Annotated in this window: 15 protein-coding genes; 6 read left to right on the top strand and 9 right to left on the bottom strand. The window is 61.5% G+C overall.

Annotated features, from left to right (window positions below):
• Positions 1-20 precede the first annotated feature (20 nt).
• The 8 genes from PSCI_RS06330 to PSCI_RS06295 all read right to left on the bottom strand — a co-directional run bounded on the left by PSCI_RS06330 (position 21) and on the right by PSCI_RS06295 (position 10,025).
• The gene (locus tag PSCI_RS06330; RefSeq protein WP_045484288.1) at positions 21-1,943 is read right to left on the bottom strand and encodes a PrkA family serine protein kinase; all 1,923 of its coding nucleotides are present in this window, start codon (positions 1,941-1,943) and stop codon (positions 21-23) included.
• Positions 1,944-2,230: 287 nt separating this feature from the next.
• Complete coding sequence (glpE, locus tag PSCI_RS06325) at positions 2,231-2,551, bottom strand: thiosulfate sulfurtransferase GlpE (RefSeq protein ID WP_045484283.1); 321 nt, start codon at positions 2,549-2,551, stop codon at positions 2,231-2,233.
• Positions 2,548-3,438, bottom strand: a complete 891-nt coding sequence (locus PSCI_RS06320) for a symmetrical bis(5'-nucleosyl)-tetraphosphatase (protein ID WP_045484280.1) — start codon at positions 3,436-3,438, stop codon at positions 2,548-2,550. Before PSCI_RS06320 ends, glpE begins: the two co-directional genes overlap by 4 nt.
• Positions 3,438-3,818, bottom strand: a complete 381-nt coding sequence (gene apaG / locus PSCI_RS06315; protein WP_045484278.1) for a Co2+/Mg2+ efflux protein ApaG — start codon at positions 3,816-3,818, stop codon at positions 3,438-3,440. The genes PSCI_RS06320 and apaG overlap by 1 nt, the downstream gene beginning before the upstream one ends.
• Positions 3,819-4,161: 343 nt before the next feature.
• On the bottom strand, positions 4,162-4,968 hold the full coding sequence (gene rsmA, locus PSCI_RS06310; RefSeq protein ID WP_045484275.1) for a 16S rRNA (adenine(1518)-N(6)/adenine(1519)-N(6))-dimethyltransferase RsmA: 807 nt from the start codon (positions 4,966-4,968) through the stop codon (positions 4,162-4,164).
• On the bottom strand, positions 4,965-5,954 hold the full coding sequence (gene pdxA, locus PSCI_RS06305) for a 4-hydroxythreonine-4-phosphate dehydrogenase PdxA (protein WP_045484272.1): 990 nt from the start codon (positions 5,952-5,954) through the stop codon (positions 4,965-4,967). Before pdxA ends, rsmA begins: the two co-directional genes overlap by 4 nt.
• Complete coding sequence (locus PSCI_RS06300) at positions 5,951-7,273, bottom strand: peptidylprolyl isomerase (protein WP_045484269.1); 1,323 nt, start codon at positions 7,271-7,273, stop codon at positions 5,951-5,953. Before PSCI_RS06300 ends, pdxA begins: the two co-directional genes overlap by 4 nt.
• Positions 7,254-10,025, bottom strand: a complete 2,772-nt coding sequence (locus PSCI_RS06295; protein WP_045484266.1) for an LPS-assembly protein LptD — start codon at positions 10,023-10,025, stop codon at positions 7,254-7,256. The genes PSCI_RS06300 and PSCI_RS06295 overlap by 20 nt, the downstream gene beginning before the upstream one ends.
• Positions 10,026-10,153: 128 nt before the next feature.
• Here PSCI_RS06295 and PSCI_RS06290 point away from each other — a divergent pair, with 128 nt between their 5' ends.
• The 3 genes from PSCI_RS06290 to PSCI_RS06280 are packed head-to-tail and all read left to right on the top strand — an operon-like array spanning position 10,154 to position 12,664.
• Entirely contained in the window at positions 10,154-11,179 is a 1,026-nt protein-coding gene (locus PSCI_RS06290; RefSeq protein ID WP_045484263.1) for an aminoglycoside phosphotransferase family protein, read from the top strand.
• A gap of 31 nt (positions 11,180-11,210) precedes the next feature.
• Complete coding sequence (gene murU, locus PSCI_RS06285) at positions 11,211-11,897, top strand: N-acetylmuramate alpha-1-phosphate uridylyltransferase MurU (RefSeq protein ID WP_045484257.1); 687 nt, start codon at positions 11,211-11,213, stop codon at positions 11,895-11,897.
• Positions 11,897-12,664, top strand: a complete 768-nt coding sequence (locus tag PSCI_RS06280) for a TerB family tellurite resistance protein (protein ID WP_045484255.1) — start codon at positions 11,897-11,899, stop codon at positions 12,662-12,664. Before murU ends, PSCI_RS06280 begins: the two co-directional genes overlap by 1 nt.
• Before the next feature lie 29 nt (positions 12,665-12,693).
• On the opposite strand, the gene PSCI_RS06275 is transcribed toward PSCI_RS06280, so the two are convergent.
• On the bottom strand, positions 12,694-13,689 hold the full coding sequence (locus tag PSCI_RS06275) for an alpha/beta hydrolase family protein (protein ID WP_045484250.1): 996 nt from the start codon (positions 13,687-13,689) through the stop codon (positions 12,694-12,696).
• A 103-nt stretch (positions 13,690-13,792) separates the two neighbouring features.
• Here PSCI_RS06275 and PSCI_RS06270 point away from each other — a divergent pair, with 103 nt between their 5' ends.
• From PSCI_RS06270 to PSCI_RS06260, 3 genes are all read left to right on the top strand, one after another.
• Positions 13,793-15,790 (top strand): PAS domain-containing sensor histidine kinase, encoded by a 1,998-nt coding sequence (locus PSCI_RS06270; protein ID WP_045484247.1) that lies wholly within the window; start codon positions 13,793-13,795, stop codon positions 15,788-15,790.
• A gap of 5 nt (positions 15,791-15,795) precedes the next feature.
• On the top strand, positions 15,796-16,425 hold the full coding sequence (locus PSCI_RS06265; protein ID WP_045484244.1) for a response regulator: 630 nt from the start codon (positions 15,796-15,798) through the stop codon (positions 16,423-16,425).
• A gap of 254 nt (positions 16,426-16,679) precedes the next feature.
• Positions 16,680-17,804 carry an ABC transporter ATP-binding protein gene (locus tag PSCI_RS06260; RefSeq protein ID WP_045484241.1) on the top strand — a complete coding sequence of 375 codons (1,125 nt, stop codon included), beginning with the start codon at positions 16,680-16,682 and terminating at the stop codon, positions 17,802-17,804.
• The last annotated feature ends 41 nt before the right edge of the window (positions 17,805-17,845 follow it).

Genomic DNA, 17,845 nt, shown 5'->3' with positions numbered 1-17,845 from the left:
GCTTGTCGCTTGTGGCTGTCTTATTGCGATTTGCGTACGCGCAGGTACCACTCGGAGAGTAGCCGTACCTGTTTGTCGGTGTAGCCCCGCTCGACCATTCGAGTGACGAAGTCGTTGTGTTTCTGTTGGTCCTCTTTGCTGGCTTTGGCGTTGAAGCTGATGACCGGCAGCAGGTCTTCGGTGTTGGAGAACATTTTCTTCTCGATCACCACCCGCAGCTTTTCATAACTCAGCCAGGTCGGATTCTTGCCATTGTTGTTGGCCCGCGCACGCAGGACGAAGTTGACGATTTCGTTACGGAAATCCTTCGGATTGCTGATGCCGGCCGGTTTCTCGATCTTTTCCAGTTCTTCGTTGAGGGCCACGCGGTTGAGGATCTCGCCGGTTTCCGGATCGCGATATTCCTGATCCTGAATCCAGAAGTCCGCATACAGCACGTAGCGGTCAAAGATGTTCTGCCCGTATTCGCTGTAGGACTCAAGGTAGGCGGTCTGGATTTCCTTGCCGATGAACTCGATATAGCGCGGTGCCAGGTATTCCTTGATGAAGCGCAGATAACGCTCGCGGGTTTCGGCCGGGTATTGCTCCTGCTCGATCTGCTGTTCGAGCACGTACAGCAGGTGAACCGGGTTGGCGGCCACTTCATGCGGGTCGAAGTTGAACACTTTGGACAGGATCTTGAAGGCGAAACGGGTCGAGAGACCGGTCATGCCCTCATCGACACCGGCGCTGTCGCGGTACTCCTGAATCGACTTGGCCTTGGGGTCGGTGTCCTTGAGGTTTTCGCCGTCGTACACGCGCATCTTGGAGTAGATGTTGGAGTTCTCAGGCTCTTTGAGGCGCGACAGGGTGGTGAACTGCGCCAGCATCTTGAGCGTATCCGGCGCGCAGTGAGCGTTGGCCAGGGAGCTATTGATCAGCAGTTTCTCGTAGATCTTTATTTCATCGCTGACGCGCAGGCAGTACGGCACCTTGACGATGTAGATCCGGTCGATGAATGCCTCGTTGTTCTTGTTGTTACGGAAGCTGTGCCACTCCGACTCGTTGGAGTGAGCCAGCAGGGTGCCGTTGAACGGAATCGCGCCCAGACCTTCGGTGCTGTTGTAGTTACCTTCCTGGGTAGCGGTGAGCAGCGGGTGAAGGACCTTGATCGGCGCCTTGAACATCTCGACGAATTCCATCAGGCCCTGGTTGGCACGGCACAGCGCGCCCGAATAGCTGTAGGCGTCAGCGTCGTTCTGCGGGAATTCTTCAAGCTTGCGAATATCGACCTTGCCCACCAGGGCAGAGATGTCCTGGTTGTTCTCATCCCCCGGCTCGGTCTTGGCGATACCGATCTGGTTGAGAATCGAGGGGTAGAGTTTGACCACCTTGAACTGGCTGATGTCACCGCCGAATTCAGCCAGCCGTTTGGTGGCCCAGGGCGACATGATGGTGCTGAGGTAGCGACGCGGAATGCCGAAGTCCTCTTCGAGAATTTCGCCGTCCTCGGCTGCGTTGAACAGCCCCAGCGGCGACTCGAATACCGGCGAGCCCTTGATTGCATAGAAGGGCACTTTCTGCATCAGTTGTTTGAGTTTCTCGGCCAGGGACGATTTACCGCCGCCCACTGGACCCAGCAGATAGAGAATCTGTTTCTTTTCTTCCAGGCCTTGGGCGGCATGGCGGAAATACGACACGATCTGCTCGATGCACTCTTCCATTCCGTGGAAGTCGGCGAAGGCCGGGTAACGTCTGATGACCTTGTTGGAGAACACCCTCGACAGCCGCGAATTGGTGGAGGTGTCCACCAGTTCAGGTTCCCCAATGGCCATCAGCAGTCGCTCTGCTGCCGAAGCATAGGCGCTGCGATCCCGTTTGCAGAGCTCAAGGTACTCCTGTAATGAGAGCTCTTCCTGCCGTGTGGTTTCGAAGCGTTGTTGGAAGTGGCTAAAAATACTCATGACGTCACCTCGCTCGATACGTTGAGCCGGCGGCGGATCGTCAGTCGATGCTGGCGGCAGCTGAGTCTCCAGATGCCGTTACCCCCCAGAACACCATAAAAGTAACTACCGATGACCCACGCGCCGGTGTACCGGCTCTCCCCGGATTACGGATGGCCTGAGGGTAAGGATAGTTGGATTTCGCAAAGGTACAGGAGCGATATGCTCACAGGGCCCTCAACCGTTCGTCGGTTTCGGGCCCCAGCCCGCGCAGAATGCGGGGTGAGCCTTATGAATTTTTTTTTCAGTCAGCCTTGCGCGGTTTCGCCCGGATAGGTGCTGCGCCACAGTTCGAAACCGCCGTCCAGGCTGTAGACGTCCGAGAAGCCCTGGCTGACCAGATAGGCCGCTGCACTCTGGCTGGAGTTGCCGTGGTAGCAGACCACGATCACTGGCTGGTCGAGGTCGGCCTTGGCAATGAAGTCGGCCAGCGAGTGGTTGTCCAGATGCCGGGAGCCGGCGATATGGTTGCTGGCGAAGGTTTGCGGGTCGCGGATGTCGACCAGTGCCGCGCCCTGTTCGCGCAGGCCCTGGGCCTGCTCGGGGGCGATACGTTTGAATTCTGTCATGTCGGAGGCTCCTGGGCGTTGATGAGGCGGGCGGGTGTCGGCGTGATCGGGTTGGGGGCGACCGCCCGGCCATTATGATCGCAATCGCAGCGGTGGCGCGCCAGCGTGTCGAGGTTGAGCAAGGTCATGCTGCCGCCCCACACGCAGCCGCTGTCCAGAGCAAAGACGCCAGGCTCGTCGCAGCGGCCTTCGAGTGCCGCCCAGTGGCCGAAAACGATCTTCACCTCACGGGTCTTGCGTTGCTTGTGGCTGAACCAGGGCGCGTAGCCGGGCATCGCGGTGTCGATGCCTTCCTTGCCCTTGAGGTCGAGCTTGCCCTCGCTGGTGCAGAAGCGCATGCGGGTAAAGTAATTGGTGATGACCCGCAGGCGCGTGGTGCCCTCCAGGTCGTTGTCCCATTTGGCCGGCTCATTGCCGTACATATGCGCCAGAAACGGTTCGTACTGCTTGTCGTCGCGCAGCGCCTGTTCGACTTCGGCGGCCAGCCGGAGGGCTTTTTTCAGTGACCACTGTGGCGGGATGCCGGCATGGGCCATGGCGATATTACGCTCGGCGTCATAGTGCAGCAGCTTCTGGCGGCGCAGCCAGTCGAGCAGCATCTGGCCGTCGGGTGCGTCGAGAATTTCGCTCAGGGTATCGGACTTTTTCAGGCGTTCGGTCCTGCGCGACACGGCCAGCAGGTGCAAGTCGTGATTGCCCAGCACGCAGGTCACTGAGTCGCGCATGGCGTACAGGTAACGCAGGGTTTCCAGTGACTGCGGGCCGCGGTTGACCAGGTCGCCGACCAGCCAGAGATTGTCCTGGCCAGGCGTGAAGCGGACTTCTTCAAGCAGGCACTTGAGCGGCTCAAGGCAACCTTGCAGGTCGCCGACAGCATACACCGCCATCAGTGCAGGGCGCCCGGCACGGCCAGGCGGAACGGGACGATCACGGCATCGAAGCGCTTGCCGTCCTCGGCGAGCATCTGGTAACTGCCCTGCATGTTGCCCACCTTGGCCGGCATCACGGTGCCGCTGCTGTAGGTGTGGCTCTGTCCGGGCTGGATCAATGGTTGCTGACCGACCACGCCGTCGCCGCGTACTTCTTCGACATTGCCGTCACCATCGGTAATGATCCAGTGGCGTGACAGCAGCTTGGCTGGCAGCAGGCCATTGTTGTGGACGGTGATGGTGTAGGCAAAGGCGAAGCGGCTCTGCTCGGGATTCGATTGTTCAGCGAGGTAGCGGGTTACGACGCTTACATCAATCTGGTAGCGAGGGTCGGACATGCAGTGGGCCTTGAATGCAAAGGGCGGAAAACTCAAGCACTGGCTCAGTTTAGGGTCTGTTGCCATCCCATCACAACCGCGCCGAGGCCTGTTTTGTTGGCCAGTATAGGCGCCACTCTGTTGGAGTGCGTGTAACAAAACAGCCACGGCCCTACGGGTTGCGCGCCAAATCGCGCCATGCTTCGTCGAAGGACTTGAAAAGGGAGCGACCCTTTCCTGCGTCCTTCGCCTCGCCTGACACGATTTGGCGCTGCAACGCGGCCTGCGCTGAAACGGCAACAGACCCTACGCCATGTACGGAGAAAGTCATCGGCAGCGATGCTCCCCGTACCGGTCTTTGGGGTCAGTGCGCCTGGCTTTTTTCGCTGAGCTGATCAGCCAGACGGACGAACGCCGCCAGGTCGAGCTGCTCGGGACGCAGGCTGCCGTCTACGCCTGCGGCCTCGATGTCTTCGCTGCTGAGCAGCAGTTTGAGGGTGTTGCGCAGGGTCTTGCGGCGCTGGTTGAAGGCTTCGCGGACGATGCGTTCGAGCAGGCGGTGATCCTTGGCAGGGTGCGGCAGGGTTTCGTGCGGGACCAGCCGTACGATGGCCGAGTCGACCTTGGGCGGCGGGTTGAACGCGCCGGGGCCGACGTTAAACAGGTGTTCGACGCGGCAATGGTACTGGACCATGATCGACAGGCGACCCCAATCACCACCGCCAGGGCCGGCGGCCAGACGCTCGACGACTTCTTTCTGCAACATGAAGTGCATGTCGCGGATCAGCGCCGAATTGTCCAGCAGGTGGAAAATCAGCGGTGTCGAGATGTTATACGGCAGGTTGCCGACCACTCGCAGGCTGTGCGGCGTCGCGCCCAGGCTGTTGAAGTCGAACTTCAGTGCATCGCCCTGATGCAGGTTGAAGTTGGTCTTGCCGGCGAACTGATGATTGAGGATCGGGATCAGGTCCTTGTCCAGCTCAATCACGTCAAGCTGTGCCCCGCTGCCCAGCAGGCCTTCGGTCAATGCGCCCTGGCCAGGGCCGATTTCCAGCAGGCGGTCTTCAGGGCGGGCACGGATGGCGCGCAGGATACGGTCGATAACTCCGGCGTCGTGCAGGAAGTTCTGGCCAAAGCGCTTGCGCGCCCGGTGTTGGTATTGCTCGGTCATGAATGGGTCTCGGCCATCTGGTAGGCGGTTTGCAGAGCCACGAACAGGCTGCCGGTGTCGATCCGGCCGGTGCCGGCCAGATCCAGTGCGGTGCCGTGATCGACCGAGGTGCGGACGATCGGCAGGCCCAGGGTCACGTTGACCGCAGCGCCGAAGCCTTTGTACTTGAGGACCGGCAAGCCCTGATCGTGATACATCGCCAGCACCGCGTCGCAGTGCTCCAGATATTTGGGGGTAAACAGGGTATCGGCCGGAAGCGGGCCGCGCAGGTCGAAGCCCTCGTTGCGCAGGCGCTCCAGCGTAGGTTCAATGATGTCGATTTCTTCGCGCCCCAGGTGCCCGCCCTCGCCAGCGTGGGGGTTGAGGCCGCAGACCAGAATGCGCGGTGTGCTGATGCCGAACTTGCCGACCAGATCGTTGTGCAGGATGCGGGTCACGCGCTCCAGACGTTCTGCCGTGATGGCGTCGGCCACTTCGCGCAGAGGCAGGTGAGTGGTGACCAGCGCGACACGCAGATCGCCGGTCGCCAGCATCATCACCACTTGTTCGGTGTGGGTCAGTTCTGCAAGAAACTCGGTGTGCCCGGAAAAGGCGATACCGCCTTCGTTGATCACGCCCTTGTGCACGGGGGCGGTGATCATGCCGGCGAAATGGCCGTCGAGGCAGCCTTGCGCGGCACGGGTCAGGGTCTGCAGGACGAACGCGGCATTGGCCTTGTCGAGCTGGCCGGTGCGCACCGGTGCCGCCAGTGGTGTGTCCCAGACATACAGGCTGCCAGCAGGCGCGGGCGTGTCAGGAAAGGCGTCAGCGCTGAACGGCAGCAGCTCAACGGCCAGCCCCAGTTGCGCGGCCCGCTCAAGGAGCAGGTCGCGGCTGGTGATGGCGATCACAGGGTGTGGCTGGGGCTGCGCGGCGATCAGCAGGCAAAGGTCAGGACCAATGCCGGCCGGCTCGCCGGGCGTCAGGGCGAAGCGGCGTGGCTTCACTGAGTGGCCTGGGCAGCGCCAGGAAGTTTGATTTCCACGTAGGCTTCGTCGCGGATCTGACGCAGCCAGGTTTGCAGCTCTTCATCGTACTTGCGGTTGCGCAGGGCATTGAGTGCCTGCTGCTCGCGGGCCTGGCTGGTGGCGTCAGTCGAGCGACGTCCCAGCACTTCCAGTACGTGCCAGCCATAGGCGGTCTTGAACGGTTTGGACAGCACGCCTTGCGGCGTCTCGTTCATGACCTGGCGGAACTCTGGAACCAGCGAGTTGGGGTCGACCCAGTTCAGGTCGCCGCCGTTGAGCGCCGAGCCAGGGTCTTCCGAGAAGCTTTTTGCCAGCTCTGCGAAGTCTTCACCGGCCTCGATACGGTCATACAGCTTGCCGGCCAGACGACGGGTTTCGGCTTCGCTGCGGATTTCGCTTGGCTTGATCAGGATGTGGCGAACGCGGACTTCGTCACGCAGTTGCACCTGGCCTTCACCGCCACGCTTGTCGAGCAGCTTGAGGATGATGAAGCCGCCGGGGGTCCGCGCAGGCGGCGTGATCTCGCCGGGTTTCATCGAGCTGAGCATGTCGCCGAACGGCGGCGGCAATTGAGCAGCTTTACGCCAGCCCATGTCACCGCCGTCCAGGGCGTTTTCGGTTGCCGAGCGAGCAATGGCCAACTGGGCGAAGTCTGCGCCTTTCTGCAGTTGTGCGTAGATGTCCTGGGCCTGACGTGCCGCTGCCTGGATATCGGCAGAGGAAGCACTGTCAGAGGTGGCGATCAGGATATTGGCCAGGTGCAGGTCTTCAGACATTTGTGCCTTGCCCAGGTCCGAAGCGAGGAAGTTCTTCACTTCCTGTTCCGAGACCTGAATACGTTCGGCCACCCGGCGCTGACGCACGCGGCTGATGATCATCTCGCGGCGGATCTGTTCACGGGCATCGTTGTACGACAGGCCATCGTGGGCCAGCGCAGCACGGAACTGTTCGATGCTCATGCCGTTGCGCTGGGCGATGGTCTCGACTGCCGAGTTGAGTTCTTCGTCGCTAATGCGAATGCCGGCGCGATCACCCATCTGCAGTTGCAGGTTTTCCAGAATCAGACGGTCGAGGGCCTGTGGCTGCAGCGCTTCGGCAGGCGGTGTGCCACCACCGCGCTTGGCGATGGTTTGCTGGACTTCGCGCACGCGCTGGTCGAGCTGGCTTTTCATGATGACGTCGTTATCGACGATGGCCACTACGCTGTCGAGCGGTTGGACGGCCGCATGGGCCGCACCGCTCAGCAGCAGGGCGCCCAGCATCAGCGGGCGCAGGCAGTTACAGAGCTTTGTCTTCACGTTCACGATAACCTTGAATGCCGTTGTTCAGGAAGCTCTCGACCTTGGCGCCTGTGACGCCACCGAGGCCCTTCAACACAATTTGCAGGAACACGCCACGGTCGCCTTTCTCGTTCTGAGGGGCTTCCTGGCTGTATTCGTCGTAGTCGACCCAGTAGCGGCTGACCAGGCGCAGCTTCCAGCAGCAGCTGTCATATTCGAAGCCGCCGAAGGCTTCCAGGGTGCGGTCACGGTTGTAGTCATACTGCCAGCGGCTGATCAGGCTCCACTGCGGCACGATTGGCCAGATGACCGAGAAATCGTGCTGCTGGATCTTGTAGTAGTCCTTCACGTAGCCAGGGGTGCCCGGCGTGCCGTAGTCACCGCCGCCCACGCTCCAGCGACCAGTGTTCTGGTCGTAGCGCACCAGGTCATTACGGTAGCGGTAGCCGGCGTTGATGATCTTGCCCGGGTTGTCTTCAGGCTGGTAATGGAACATCGCGCTGCCCGAACGGGTGCTGCGGCTGTCCGGGTCCCAGTTGAAGTCGGACGAGAAGCGCCAGTCGCGGTTGAAGCGGAACTCGTATTCCAGGGCATAAGGCGAAACGTTGGCCTGGGCGTCGTCGCGGTCGGCGAACACCACGCCTGGCAGTTGCACCTTGCGGTCGCGGAAATACAAGGCCTGGCCGATGCTGAAGCGTTGGCGCTCGAAGCCGTTGTCTTCGATCCAGCGGTTGGTCACGCCCAGCGACAGCTTGTTCTCGTCACCGATGCGGTCGGCGCCGACGAAGCGGTTGTCGCGGAACAGCGAGCTGTAGTTGAAGGTGGTTTCAGCCGTGTCGAACACCGGAATGTCGGTCTGGTCCTTCTCCGGTACGTAGAGATAGAACAGGCGAGGTTCGAGGGTCTGACGGTAGTCCTTGCCGAACAACTGGGTGTCGCGGTCGAAGTACAGGCCGCTGTCGACGCTGAACACCGGAACGCTGCGGTTCTGGCTGCTGCTGTACTGCTCGTCGGCCAGCAGGCTGTTCTGGCCACGGTTGTCGAGGTCCAGGTCGTACTGGGTGTAGACGTACTTGAGCTTGGGCGTGACGAAGCCCCAGGTCCAGTTCAGCGGCAGGCTGACCGATGGTGCCAGGTTCAGACGGTCGCCGTTGGCGCGGGCCAGGCCTGTGACGTTGTTGTCCAGGCGCGGGCTGGCATTGCCGTTTTCGTCGATGAAGCTGCCGTTGCGCAGGTCACGTTCGAAGCGTACCAGCTCGGTTTGATAATCGAACTGCAGGCCGCCCGGGTTGTACGGCAGGGTGCCGTTCAGGGTCAGCTGTGGCAGACGGTTGTAAGGCGTGATGTTGGCCACGGTGGCCAGCTTGTAGGCCTGTGCGTTGAGTTGCGCGGTGTAGCTGTCGCCGCGGTAGGTCAGCACGCCTTGCTGGTTGATGTAGTCGGTTTTCGACACGCCAATCTGATCGGTCTGCAGGTCCTGGAAGTAGTACGGATCGCTGATGTCGGTGTAGTCGACCTTGGTCATCCAGCGCGAATCCAGACCCCCCTTGTGCTGCCAGTTGATCATCCAGCGGGTCTTGTCGTAGTCGGTCTGCAGCTTGCGTTCGTCTTCTTCGTCGTTGAGCCAGGCACCGCCGAACTGACCTTCGCTGCTCTTGGTCAGGTAACGGAATTCGCCTTCCATCAACAGGCCACGCTTGCTCATGTAACGTGGGTACAACGTGGCGTCGTAGTTTGGCGCCAGGTTGAAGTAGTACGGCGTAACCAGCATGAAGCCGGTGTCGCTGCCGGTGCCGATGGTCGGCGGCAGGAAACCGGACTGGCGACGATCGTCAATCGGGAAGTAGATATACGGTGTGTAGAGGACCGGTATGTCTTTTACCCGCAGGGTGACGTTGGTCGCGGTGCCGAAACCGGTGGCCGGGTTCAGCGTGATGTTATTGCCCTTGAGCGTCCAGGCATTGCTGCCCGGTTCGCAGGAGGTATAGGTACCGTCCTTGAGGCGAATGATGGCGTTCTCGGAGCGCTTGGCGTACTGCGCATTACCGCGGATGTGCGAGTCGTGCAGGACGTATTCGGCGTTGTCGACCTGGGCTTCACCGGTGTCGAGTTGCAACTCGGCACGGTCGCCGACGATCAGCGCGCCTTTGTCGCGCAGGCGTACGTTGCCGGTCAGCTCGCCACGGTTTTCAGCCTGGTGCAGAGCGGCCTCCTGGGCCTCGATCTGCATGCTGCCCTGGCGCATGACCACGTCACCGGCCAGCGAGGCGATCTGCTCTTGCTGCTGGTAGCGCGAAGCCTTGGCACCGATGAAGGTCGGCGCCTCGTTCTTTGGCGTGGTGTCGTCCATGCCCGGGCGCAGCGGCTCGACATAGGCACCGGCACAATAAGGCGCGGTTTCGGCCAGCTGCGCAGGTGTCAGCTTCTCGCGCGGTACCCAGTCAAGGTGGCTGTAGTCGGCACTGCGCGACTTCAGGCCTTTGCCTTTGGCTTGGGTAACCTGTTGGGCGGCGGGCTCTGCTGTCGAGGCGCTGTCGGACACAACGGTGCCGCTGCCGGCGCTGACGGCCGTGGCGGTGTGTGCAGGACGGGGCGGCAATGGCGCAGCGCTGGATTTCGGCGCGCAGTTCCAGGCTCCCGAAGCGGACACCGAACAGTCATACTGGTCGGCGGCAACCACGGAGGTGGAAACCAGAGGTTGCATCGCCAGCAGACTGCCGGTTACCAGCAACGGAAATTTTTTACGAAACGCGGGGGATTTCAATGCCATCTTATTAGTCCGGGCTTCCTGCGCGCCATCTGCCCGCGTGGGGCCGCACGCCTTTCGATGGGCTGAAAAAGATCCCGGATGATAAAGCATGACCCGCTTGACGGCTAGCGCCGTCGGAGACCCTTGTAATGCCAGATCAAGATATACGTCTGCAAAAGCTCAAAGTTTGGCTCGATGAACAGTTACCGCTGCTGTTTCAGCGTCATGGTTGGGGCGATGTTCCTGCGGCGAGCCTGACCGCAGCCAGCAGTGACGCCAGTTTTCGCCGTTATTTCCGCTGGCAGGCTGGCGACCGCACGCTGATCGTGATGGACGCGCCGCCGCCGCAGGAAAACTGTCGGCCGTTCGTTGATATCGCGCAACTGTTGGCAACTTCCGGTATCAACGTGCCGGTTATCCATGCCCAGGACCTGGAACAGGGTTTTCTGTTGCTCAACGATCTGGGCCGGCAGACTTACCTGGATGTGATCAACGAACACAATGCCGATGAGCTGTTCGATGACGCCATTGCTGCCTTGCTCGCCTTCCAGCAACTGCCGATGGACGCGCCGCTGCCCAGCTATGATGTGGCGCTGTTGCGCCGCGAGCTGGAGCTGTTCCCGGAGTGGTATGTAAAGCACCATCTGGGTATCGAGTTCAGCACGGCGCAGCAGGCAGCCTGGCAACGCGTCAGTACCCTGTTGATCGACAGCGCGCTGGCCCAGCCCAAGGTCCTGGTGCATCGTGATTTCATGCCGCGTAACCTGATGCTCAGCGCGCCTAACCCCGGCGTGCTGGACTTTCAGGATGCGGTCTACGGCCCGGTGACTTATGACGTCACCTGTCTGTTCAAGGATGCCTTCCTGAGCTGGCCTGAGGAGCGTGTGGCTGGCTGGTTGCAGCAGTATTGGGACAAGGCTCGTGAAGCGGGTATTGCAGTGCAGTCCGAATTTGCCGAGTTTCAGCGCGCCAGCGACCTGATGGGCGTGCAGCGGCACCTGAAGGTCATCGGTATTTTTGCCCGAATCTGCCATCGCGATGGCAAACCGCGTTACCTGAGCGACGTTGCGCGCTTCTTCTCTTATATAGAGGCGGTGCTGGCCAGACGGCCGGAGCTGAGCGAACTGGGACAACTACTGGCTGGGCTGCGTCAACCTGGCGAAGCGCCGGCCTGAGCATTTCTGGCTGATCATTGAAGAGGGCCTGATGAAAGCGATGATTCTCGCTGCCGGTAAAGGCGAGCGAATGCGTCCACTGACACTGACCACCCCCAAGCCGCTGGTGCGTGCTGCCGGGGTGCCGTTGATTGAGTATCACTTGAAGGCGCTGCATGCAGCGGGCATCCGTGAGGTGGTGATCAACCACGCCTGGCTGGGGCAGCAGATCGAGGATTACCTGGGCGACGGCCAGCGTTATGGCTTGAGCATTGGCTACTCCCCGGAAGGCGAGCCGCTGGAAACCGGAGGTGGAATCTTCCGGGCCTTGCCGTTGCTGGCCAATGAGCCTTTCGTGGTGGTCAATGGTGATGTCTGGACCGATTACGACTTCAGCCAATTGCGCCGCAAGATCGATGGCCTGGCGCATCTGGTGATGATCGACAATCCGCCGCACCACCCTGATGGCGACTTTTCCTTGCTGGGTGACCGGTTGGCTGAAGAGCATTCAGGTGATGAGCGCACCGATGCCCGGCGCCTGACCTACAGCGGTATCTCTATTATTGACCCGGCGCTGTTTGCCGGTTGTCAGGCGGGTGCCTTCAAACTTGCCCCGCTGCTTCGCGAGGCGATGCGTGCCGGTCGGGTGACTGGCGAGCATTTCCAGGGGCGCTGGGTGGATGTCGGCACCCTTGAGCGGCTGGCAGAAGTCGAGCAACTGCTGGCAGGCAACGCCTGATGCTGTGGCCGGGCACAATTATCGGTGCGGGCGCGGGCTATGCGCTGGCCAACATTCCGGGCGCCTTGTTGGGCGCGTTGCTGGGTCAGGTCATTGATCGGCGCCTGAAGCTGCGCAACTGGGCGTATTTGCGTGAGCGGCTGGGTGGCCGGGCGGCGATTCACGACGCTGACTTGCTGTTCGTACTGCTGGGTCGCCTGGCCAAGAGCGAGGGCCGGGTGGTGCCCAGCCATATCCATCAGGCACGCAATGAGATGGACCGGCTGCGCTTCAACGAGGCCGAGCGCTTGCGAGCCATTGAGGCCTTCAATCGGGGCCGCGATGGCAAGGAAGGGTTGCGCGGTTATCTGCGTAGCCTGCGCAGCGAGCCGGAAACCGGCGAGGCGTTGTTGCGCGCCTGTTGGCGCATGGCCTGGGCGGACGGCAAGGTAGCGCGCATCGAGCAGGAAATGATCGCGGCCTGGGGGCAATGGCTGGGCTGGTCACCGGTACGGATGCAGAGCCTGGCGGCCGAGTACGACCCGATGAAGCGTAACCGGGTCAGTGCCAGTGACGAGTATCAGCAGGCGCTGACGTTACTGGGGGTAGATGCTGATGCTGACCAGAAAAGCGTCAAACGAGCTTATCGACGTCTGCTCAGCCGCCATCATCCGGACAAGCTTGAAGGCGCCGGGGCCAGTTCCATGAGGGTTCGGGAAGCCACGGAAAAGACCCGCGAATTGCACAGCGCCTATGCCTTGATCAAGACACGGCGCGGTTTCCGTTAGGGTCGCGCCGCGTTCATCAGCGGGGCCGGTTACTCGGCCTGCACCCAGCCGCGGACCCGGCGGAACACCTGTTCCTGTTCGGCCTCGGAAATACCCGCCATATTGACCAGGTTTATCTGCGTAAAGCCTGGGCCTTTGCTGCGCTTGCTGACTTGCAGGCGCTCTTCGGCGGCGCGCGAGGTCTGGTTCTTGTAGACGAAGTCGGCGGTTTTAACCTTCAGGGTCGGGATGATTTCCGGCAACGAGAGCGTTGCATTGACAGGCTCCCGGGCGGCGATCATGACCAGTTTGTGCACTTGCGCGGTGGAGCGCTCGTTGACGAAGCGAGCGGCCCAGTAGGCGCCGCTGCCGTGGCCGAGCAGGATAATCTGGCGGGCCTGGTGTTGCTGGGCGAAGGCAATTGCGCTGTCGATGCGTGCCAGCACGCGTTCGGCTTCAGCCTCCGCGAGCGCTTTTGCCGCTGCGGCCAGTGCGTCTTGCGCCTGTTGGCGTGCCTGCTCACTGTCGGCTTCGGTTGCTGGCTGGGCAGCGTCCTTGGCCGGTTGCTTGGCAGCCTCTTTGGTCGGTTCAGCAGATCCCGGTTGCGCGGCGTCGGCCGCTTGTGGCTCGCGGGCCTGCAAGGCCGGGTCCTGGATGTCAGGCATCGCCAGGCTCAGGCTGGCCCAGCCGACATCGGGGAATTTGCGCCGCATGGGGCCGATCACATCCGGCCAGTCCGGCGACTCGTCGGCGCCCGGGACGATGATCACCACACCTTGCGGGTCGTCGCTATTGGCCGGCTTCCACAGGGCCAGAAAGGTGGTATCGCCGGCCTGCAGTTGTTGCAGGTCCTGACGTGGCAACTGACGCTCCAGGGCTTGGGCTTCTTCTTGCTCGCGCGGCAGCGGGGCCGGCCGCTCGGCAGCCGTCTCGGCCGGCGCGGTTTCGCTGGCTGGCGCGGGGTCGGCAGCCATCGCGGGCATGATGTGCGTCAGGTTCAGTGACAGCAACAGCGCAGGAAACATTGCGCGAAGGAGGTAGGGCATTGAATATTCCAGGCCAGTATCAAATGCTGGCAACCTGACAAGGCAGCAGCGTACAGGTGGGTTTGCCTGTCCGGGTATGGGAACAGACGAGAATGAAGCCTTGATGATAGCGGTTGTGCGTGGTTTTTTTATCGGCAGCCTGACGCTGCTCTTGATGCTGGCCACGCTGCCAGTGCGAGCGGATGAGCCTGAGCCTTCGTTTTGGGCGCCCCTGACCCGCGAACAGCGTGCCTGGCTTGACCAGCATGGCCCGCTGCGCGTTGGTTTATTGCTGCGTGCACCTTACGCGCAGTTTGATCAGCGGCTGCAGCAGTTGTCCGGGGCCAACGTCGACCTGATGAAGTCGGTGGCCAGCGCACTGCGGGTGGAGCTGGTATGGCGGACCTACCCGGATCAGGCGGCCATGGAAAAGGCCCTGAAGGATGGCGAGCTGGATCTGGCCCCAGGTTTGATGCAGACCCCGGCCGGGCTGCGCCACTGGCTGTTCTCTGATCCTTACCTGCGGGTTTCGCAACTGCTGGTGGGGGAGCGCGACGGTGGCGGGACGGTGGACCTTGAAACTCTGGATGAGCGTTCGCGGGTGGCGGTGCGCATGCCCGGTGCTACGGCGGATTATCTGCGCAGCAACTTTGCTCATCTGAACCTGCAAGGCGTGCCGCTGGAGCGTCAGGCGCTGCAACTGCTGCTCAGTCAGCAGGCGCGTTACGCGGTGGTGGACGAAGCGCAACTCAGCCGCCTGTTTCGTGAGCCGGAGTTCGCCGGCCTGGCGATTGTCGGCGATATCGGCTTGCCGCAGTTGTTGCGCATCGGCTCGCGGCGTGACTCGCCGGAGCTGGCGGCAATCGTCAGCGAAGCGCTGCTGGCGATTCCGGCCAAGGAGCTGGACCAGTTGCATACCCGCTGGATGCCGCTGACCTCATCGCGGTTCACCGAGTCCACGGGCTTGTGGAAGAACCTGTGTCTGCTGCTGTTGGCGCTGTTGCTGGCCAGTGCGGCGATTGTCGTGTGGCAGCGGCGCATGCAGCAGAGCCTGGAGCGGCAGTTGCTCGATGCCCGGGAAGACATTACCCGGCGCCTGGCCAGTGAGGAGGCGTTGCGCCTGGCGCAGTTCTCCATCGACCAGAGCACCGTAGGGATTCTCTGGGTCAATTGGGACAGCCGGGTGCGCTACGCCAATCATGCTGCCGAAACCATGCTGGGTTATGCCGCAGGCAAAGTGGTCGACCGGCCTTTGATCGATTTTGAGCCTGGCCTGCACATGGATCGCTGGCTGAACCTGTGGCGTAACGCCCGCTCCAGCGAAGACAGCCCGCAGGTGTTCGAAACCAACTGCATTCGCGCCGATGGCAGCGTGTTGCCAACCGACGTGTCGCTGAGCTTCCTGCGCTTTCGCGAGGCCGAGTACCTGGTGGTGTTTCTTAGCGATGTCAGCGAGCGACGCCGTGCCCACGAGCAGCTACGCGAGTTGTCAGCGCACCTGGAAAGCGTGCGTGAGGAGGAGAAGGCGCGGATTGCCCGTGAGGTGCATGACGAACTGGGGCAGATGCTCACCGTGCTTAAACTGGAAACCTCCATGTGTGAGCTGGCCTATGCGGATCTGGACCCAGGGCTGGGCGAACGCCTTAACAGCATGAAACGCCTGATCGCCCAGTTGTTTCAGCTGGTGCGCGATGTCGCCACGGCGCTGCGCCCGCCGATTCTGGATGCCGGAATCGCCTCGGCCATCGAGTGGCAGGCGCGGCGTTTCGAAGAGCGCACCCAGATCCCGTGCCTGGTGCAGGTGCCGGATAACCTGCCGGCGCTCAGTGATGCCCGTGCCGTCGGTCTGTTTCGTATCCTTCAGGAGGCGTTGACCAATGTCATGCGCCATGCCGCTGCGCACTCGGTTCAGATCAGCCTGACCCTGGCCGATAACCTGTTATGCCTGAGCATCGCTGATGACGGTAAAGGCTTCGATCCGCAGACCGAGCGGCCGGCGTCTTTCGGTCTGGTCGGCATGCGTGAGCGGGTGCTGATGCTGGGCGGCAGTCTGGAGCTGGACAGCGAACCGGGCGAGGGCACAACCTTGCATATCTATATCCCCATCCCGCAGCAGGAGTGAGCACTGTGATTCGTGTACTGGTAGCCGAAGACCACACCATCGTGCGCGAAGGCATCAAGCAGCTCATCGGTCTGGCCAAGGACATGCAAGTGGTTGGCGAAGCCAGCAACGGCGAACAGTTGCTGGAGACTTTACGTCAGGTGCCTTGCGAGGTGGTGTTGCTGGACATCTCCATGCCCGGCGTCAACGGTCTGGAAGCCATTCCACGGATTCGCGCGCTGAACAACCCACCGGCAATCCTGATGCTGTCAATGCATGATGAAGCGCAAATGGCCGCCCGGGCACTGAAGTTCGGTGCGGCGGGGTACGCGACCAAGGACAGCGATCCGGCATTGCTGCTGACCGCGATTCGCCGGGTGGCGGCCGGTGGGCGCTACATCGACCCGGAACTGGCCGACCGCATGGTGTTTGAGGTCGGTCTGACTGACAGCCGGCCACTGCACTCGTTACTGTCCGAACGCGAGTTTTCGGTGTTCGAGCGTTTGGCTCAGGGCGCCAACGTCAACGACATTGCCCATCAGTTGGCCCTCAGTAGCAAGACCATCAGTACCCACAAGGCGCGGCTGATGCAGAAACTCAACGTCAATTCGGTGGCCGAACTGGTCAAATATGCGCTGGAGCACAAGCTGCTTTAACCCTGCACTTATCTGTAACCGACTGGGTAGGAGCGGCTTCAGCCGCGAATAATCGCGACGGTTCGCGGCTAAAGCCGCTCCTGCGAGGTTCAAGGCAATTTTGCATATTCAATAGCGTCATCCGTGTAGGGCGATCCCTACAAATCACCTTCCATCGCGCTTAGCTCATTCTCTCCGCGCTGCCGATTTGCGCGGCTTATGGCCTGCACTAATCTTGAACTCACGCAGTCATAGTCATAACAAAGGTGTGGGTAATGAGCGACGTCGATTCAAGTGCTGGGGCCAATGATGTTCTGGTCAGCTTTCGTGGTGTGCAGAAGAGCTACGATGGCGAATCACTGATCGTCAAAGACCTGAACCTGGATATTCGCAAAGGCGAGTTCCTGACCCTGCTCGGGCCGTCCGGCTCGGGCAAGACCACCAGCCTGATGATGCTGGCCGGCTTCGAGACGCCGACCGCCGGGCAGATCCTGCTTAACGGTCGGGCCATCAACAACGTGCCACCGCACAAGCGCGACATTGGCATGGTGTTCCAGAACTATGCGTTGTTCCCGCACATGACGGTGGCCGAGAACCTGGCATTCCCGCTCTCGGTGCGTGGCCTGAGCAAGACCGACATCGGCGAGAAGGTCAAACGTGCCTTGGGCATGGTCCAGCTCGACGCCTTCGCGCATCGTTACCCGACCCAGATGTCCGGTGGTCAGCAGCAGCGTGTGGCGCTGGCCCGTGCGCTGGTGTTCGAGCCGCAACTGGTGCTGATGGACGAACCGCTGGGGGCCCTCGACAAGCAGTTGCGTGAACACATGCAGATGGAGATCAAGCACCTGCACCAGCGCTTGGGCGTGACCGTGGTCTACGTGACCCACGACCAGGGCGAGGCGCTGACCATGTCCGACCGCGTGGCGGTATTCCATCAAGGCGAAATCCAGCAGATCGACGCCCCGCGCACGCTCTATGAAGCGCCGAAAAATACTTTTGTAGCCAACTTCATTGGCGAGAACAACCGCCTCAATGGCCGCCTGGTCAGCCAGGAAGGTGAGCGTTGTGTGGTGGAACTGAGCCGTGGCGAGAAGGTTCAGGCGCTGGCGGTGAACGTCGGCCAGAGCGGCGACCCGGTGACGTTGTCGATCCGCCCTGAGCGCATCAGCCTCAATGGCCGCAGTGAGAGTTGCGCCAACCGTTTCTCTGGCCGGGTGGCCGAGTTCATCTACCTGGGCGACCACGTCCGGGTGCGTATGGAGGTCGCCGGTAAAACCGACTTCTTCGTCAAACAGCCAATCGCCGAACTCGACCCTGCCATGCGCGTGGGCGATGTCGTGCCGATCGGTTGGCAGATCGAGCACGCCCGTGCGCTCGATCCGCTGCAGCAAGTGCACTAAAACCCTGAACAGAGACGATCCATCGTCCTCACTCATTGCTT

This window comes from Pseudomonas sp. StFLB209 (assembly GCF_000829415.1).
Classification (GTDB): Bacteria; Pseudomonadota; Gammaproteobacteria; order Pseudomonadales; family Pseudomonadaceae; genus Aquipseudomonas.
The sequence above is the reverse complement of the archived record's forward strand: the minus strand, read 5'-3'. Positions and strand labels throughout refer to the sequence as shown.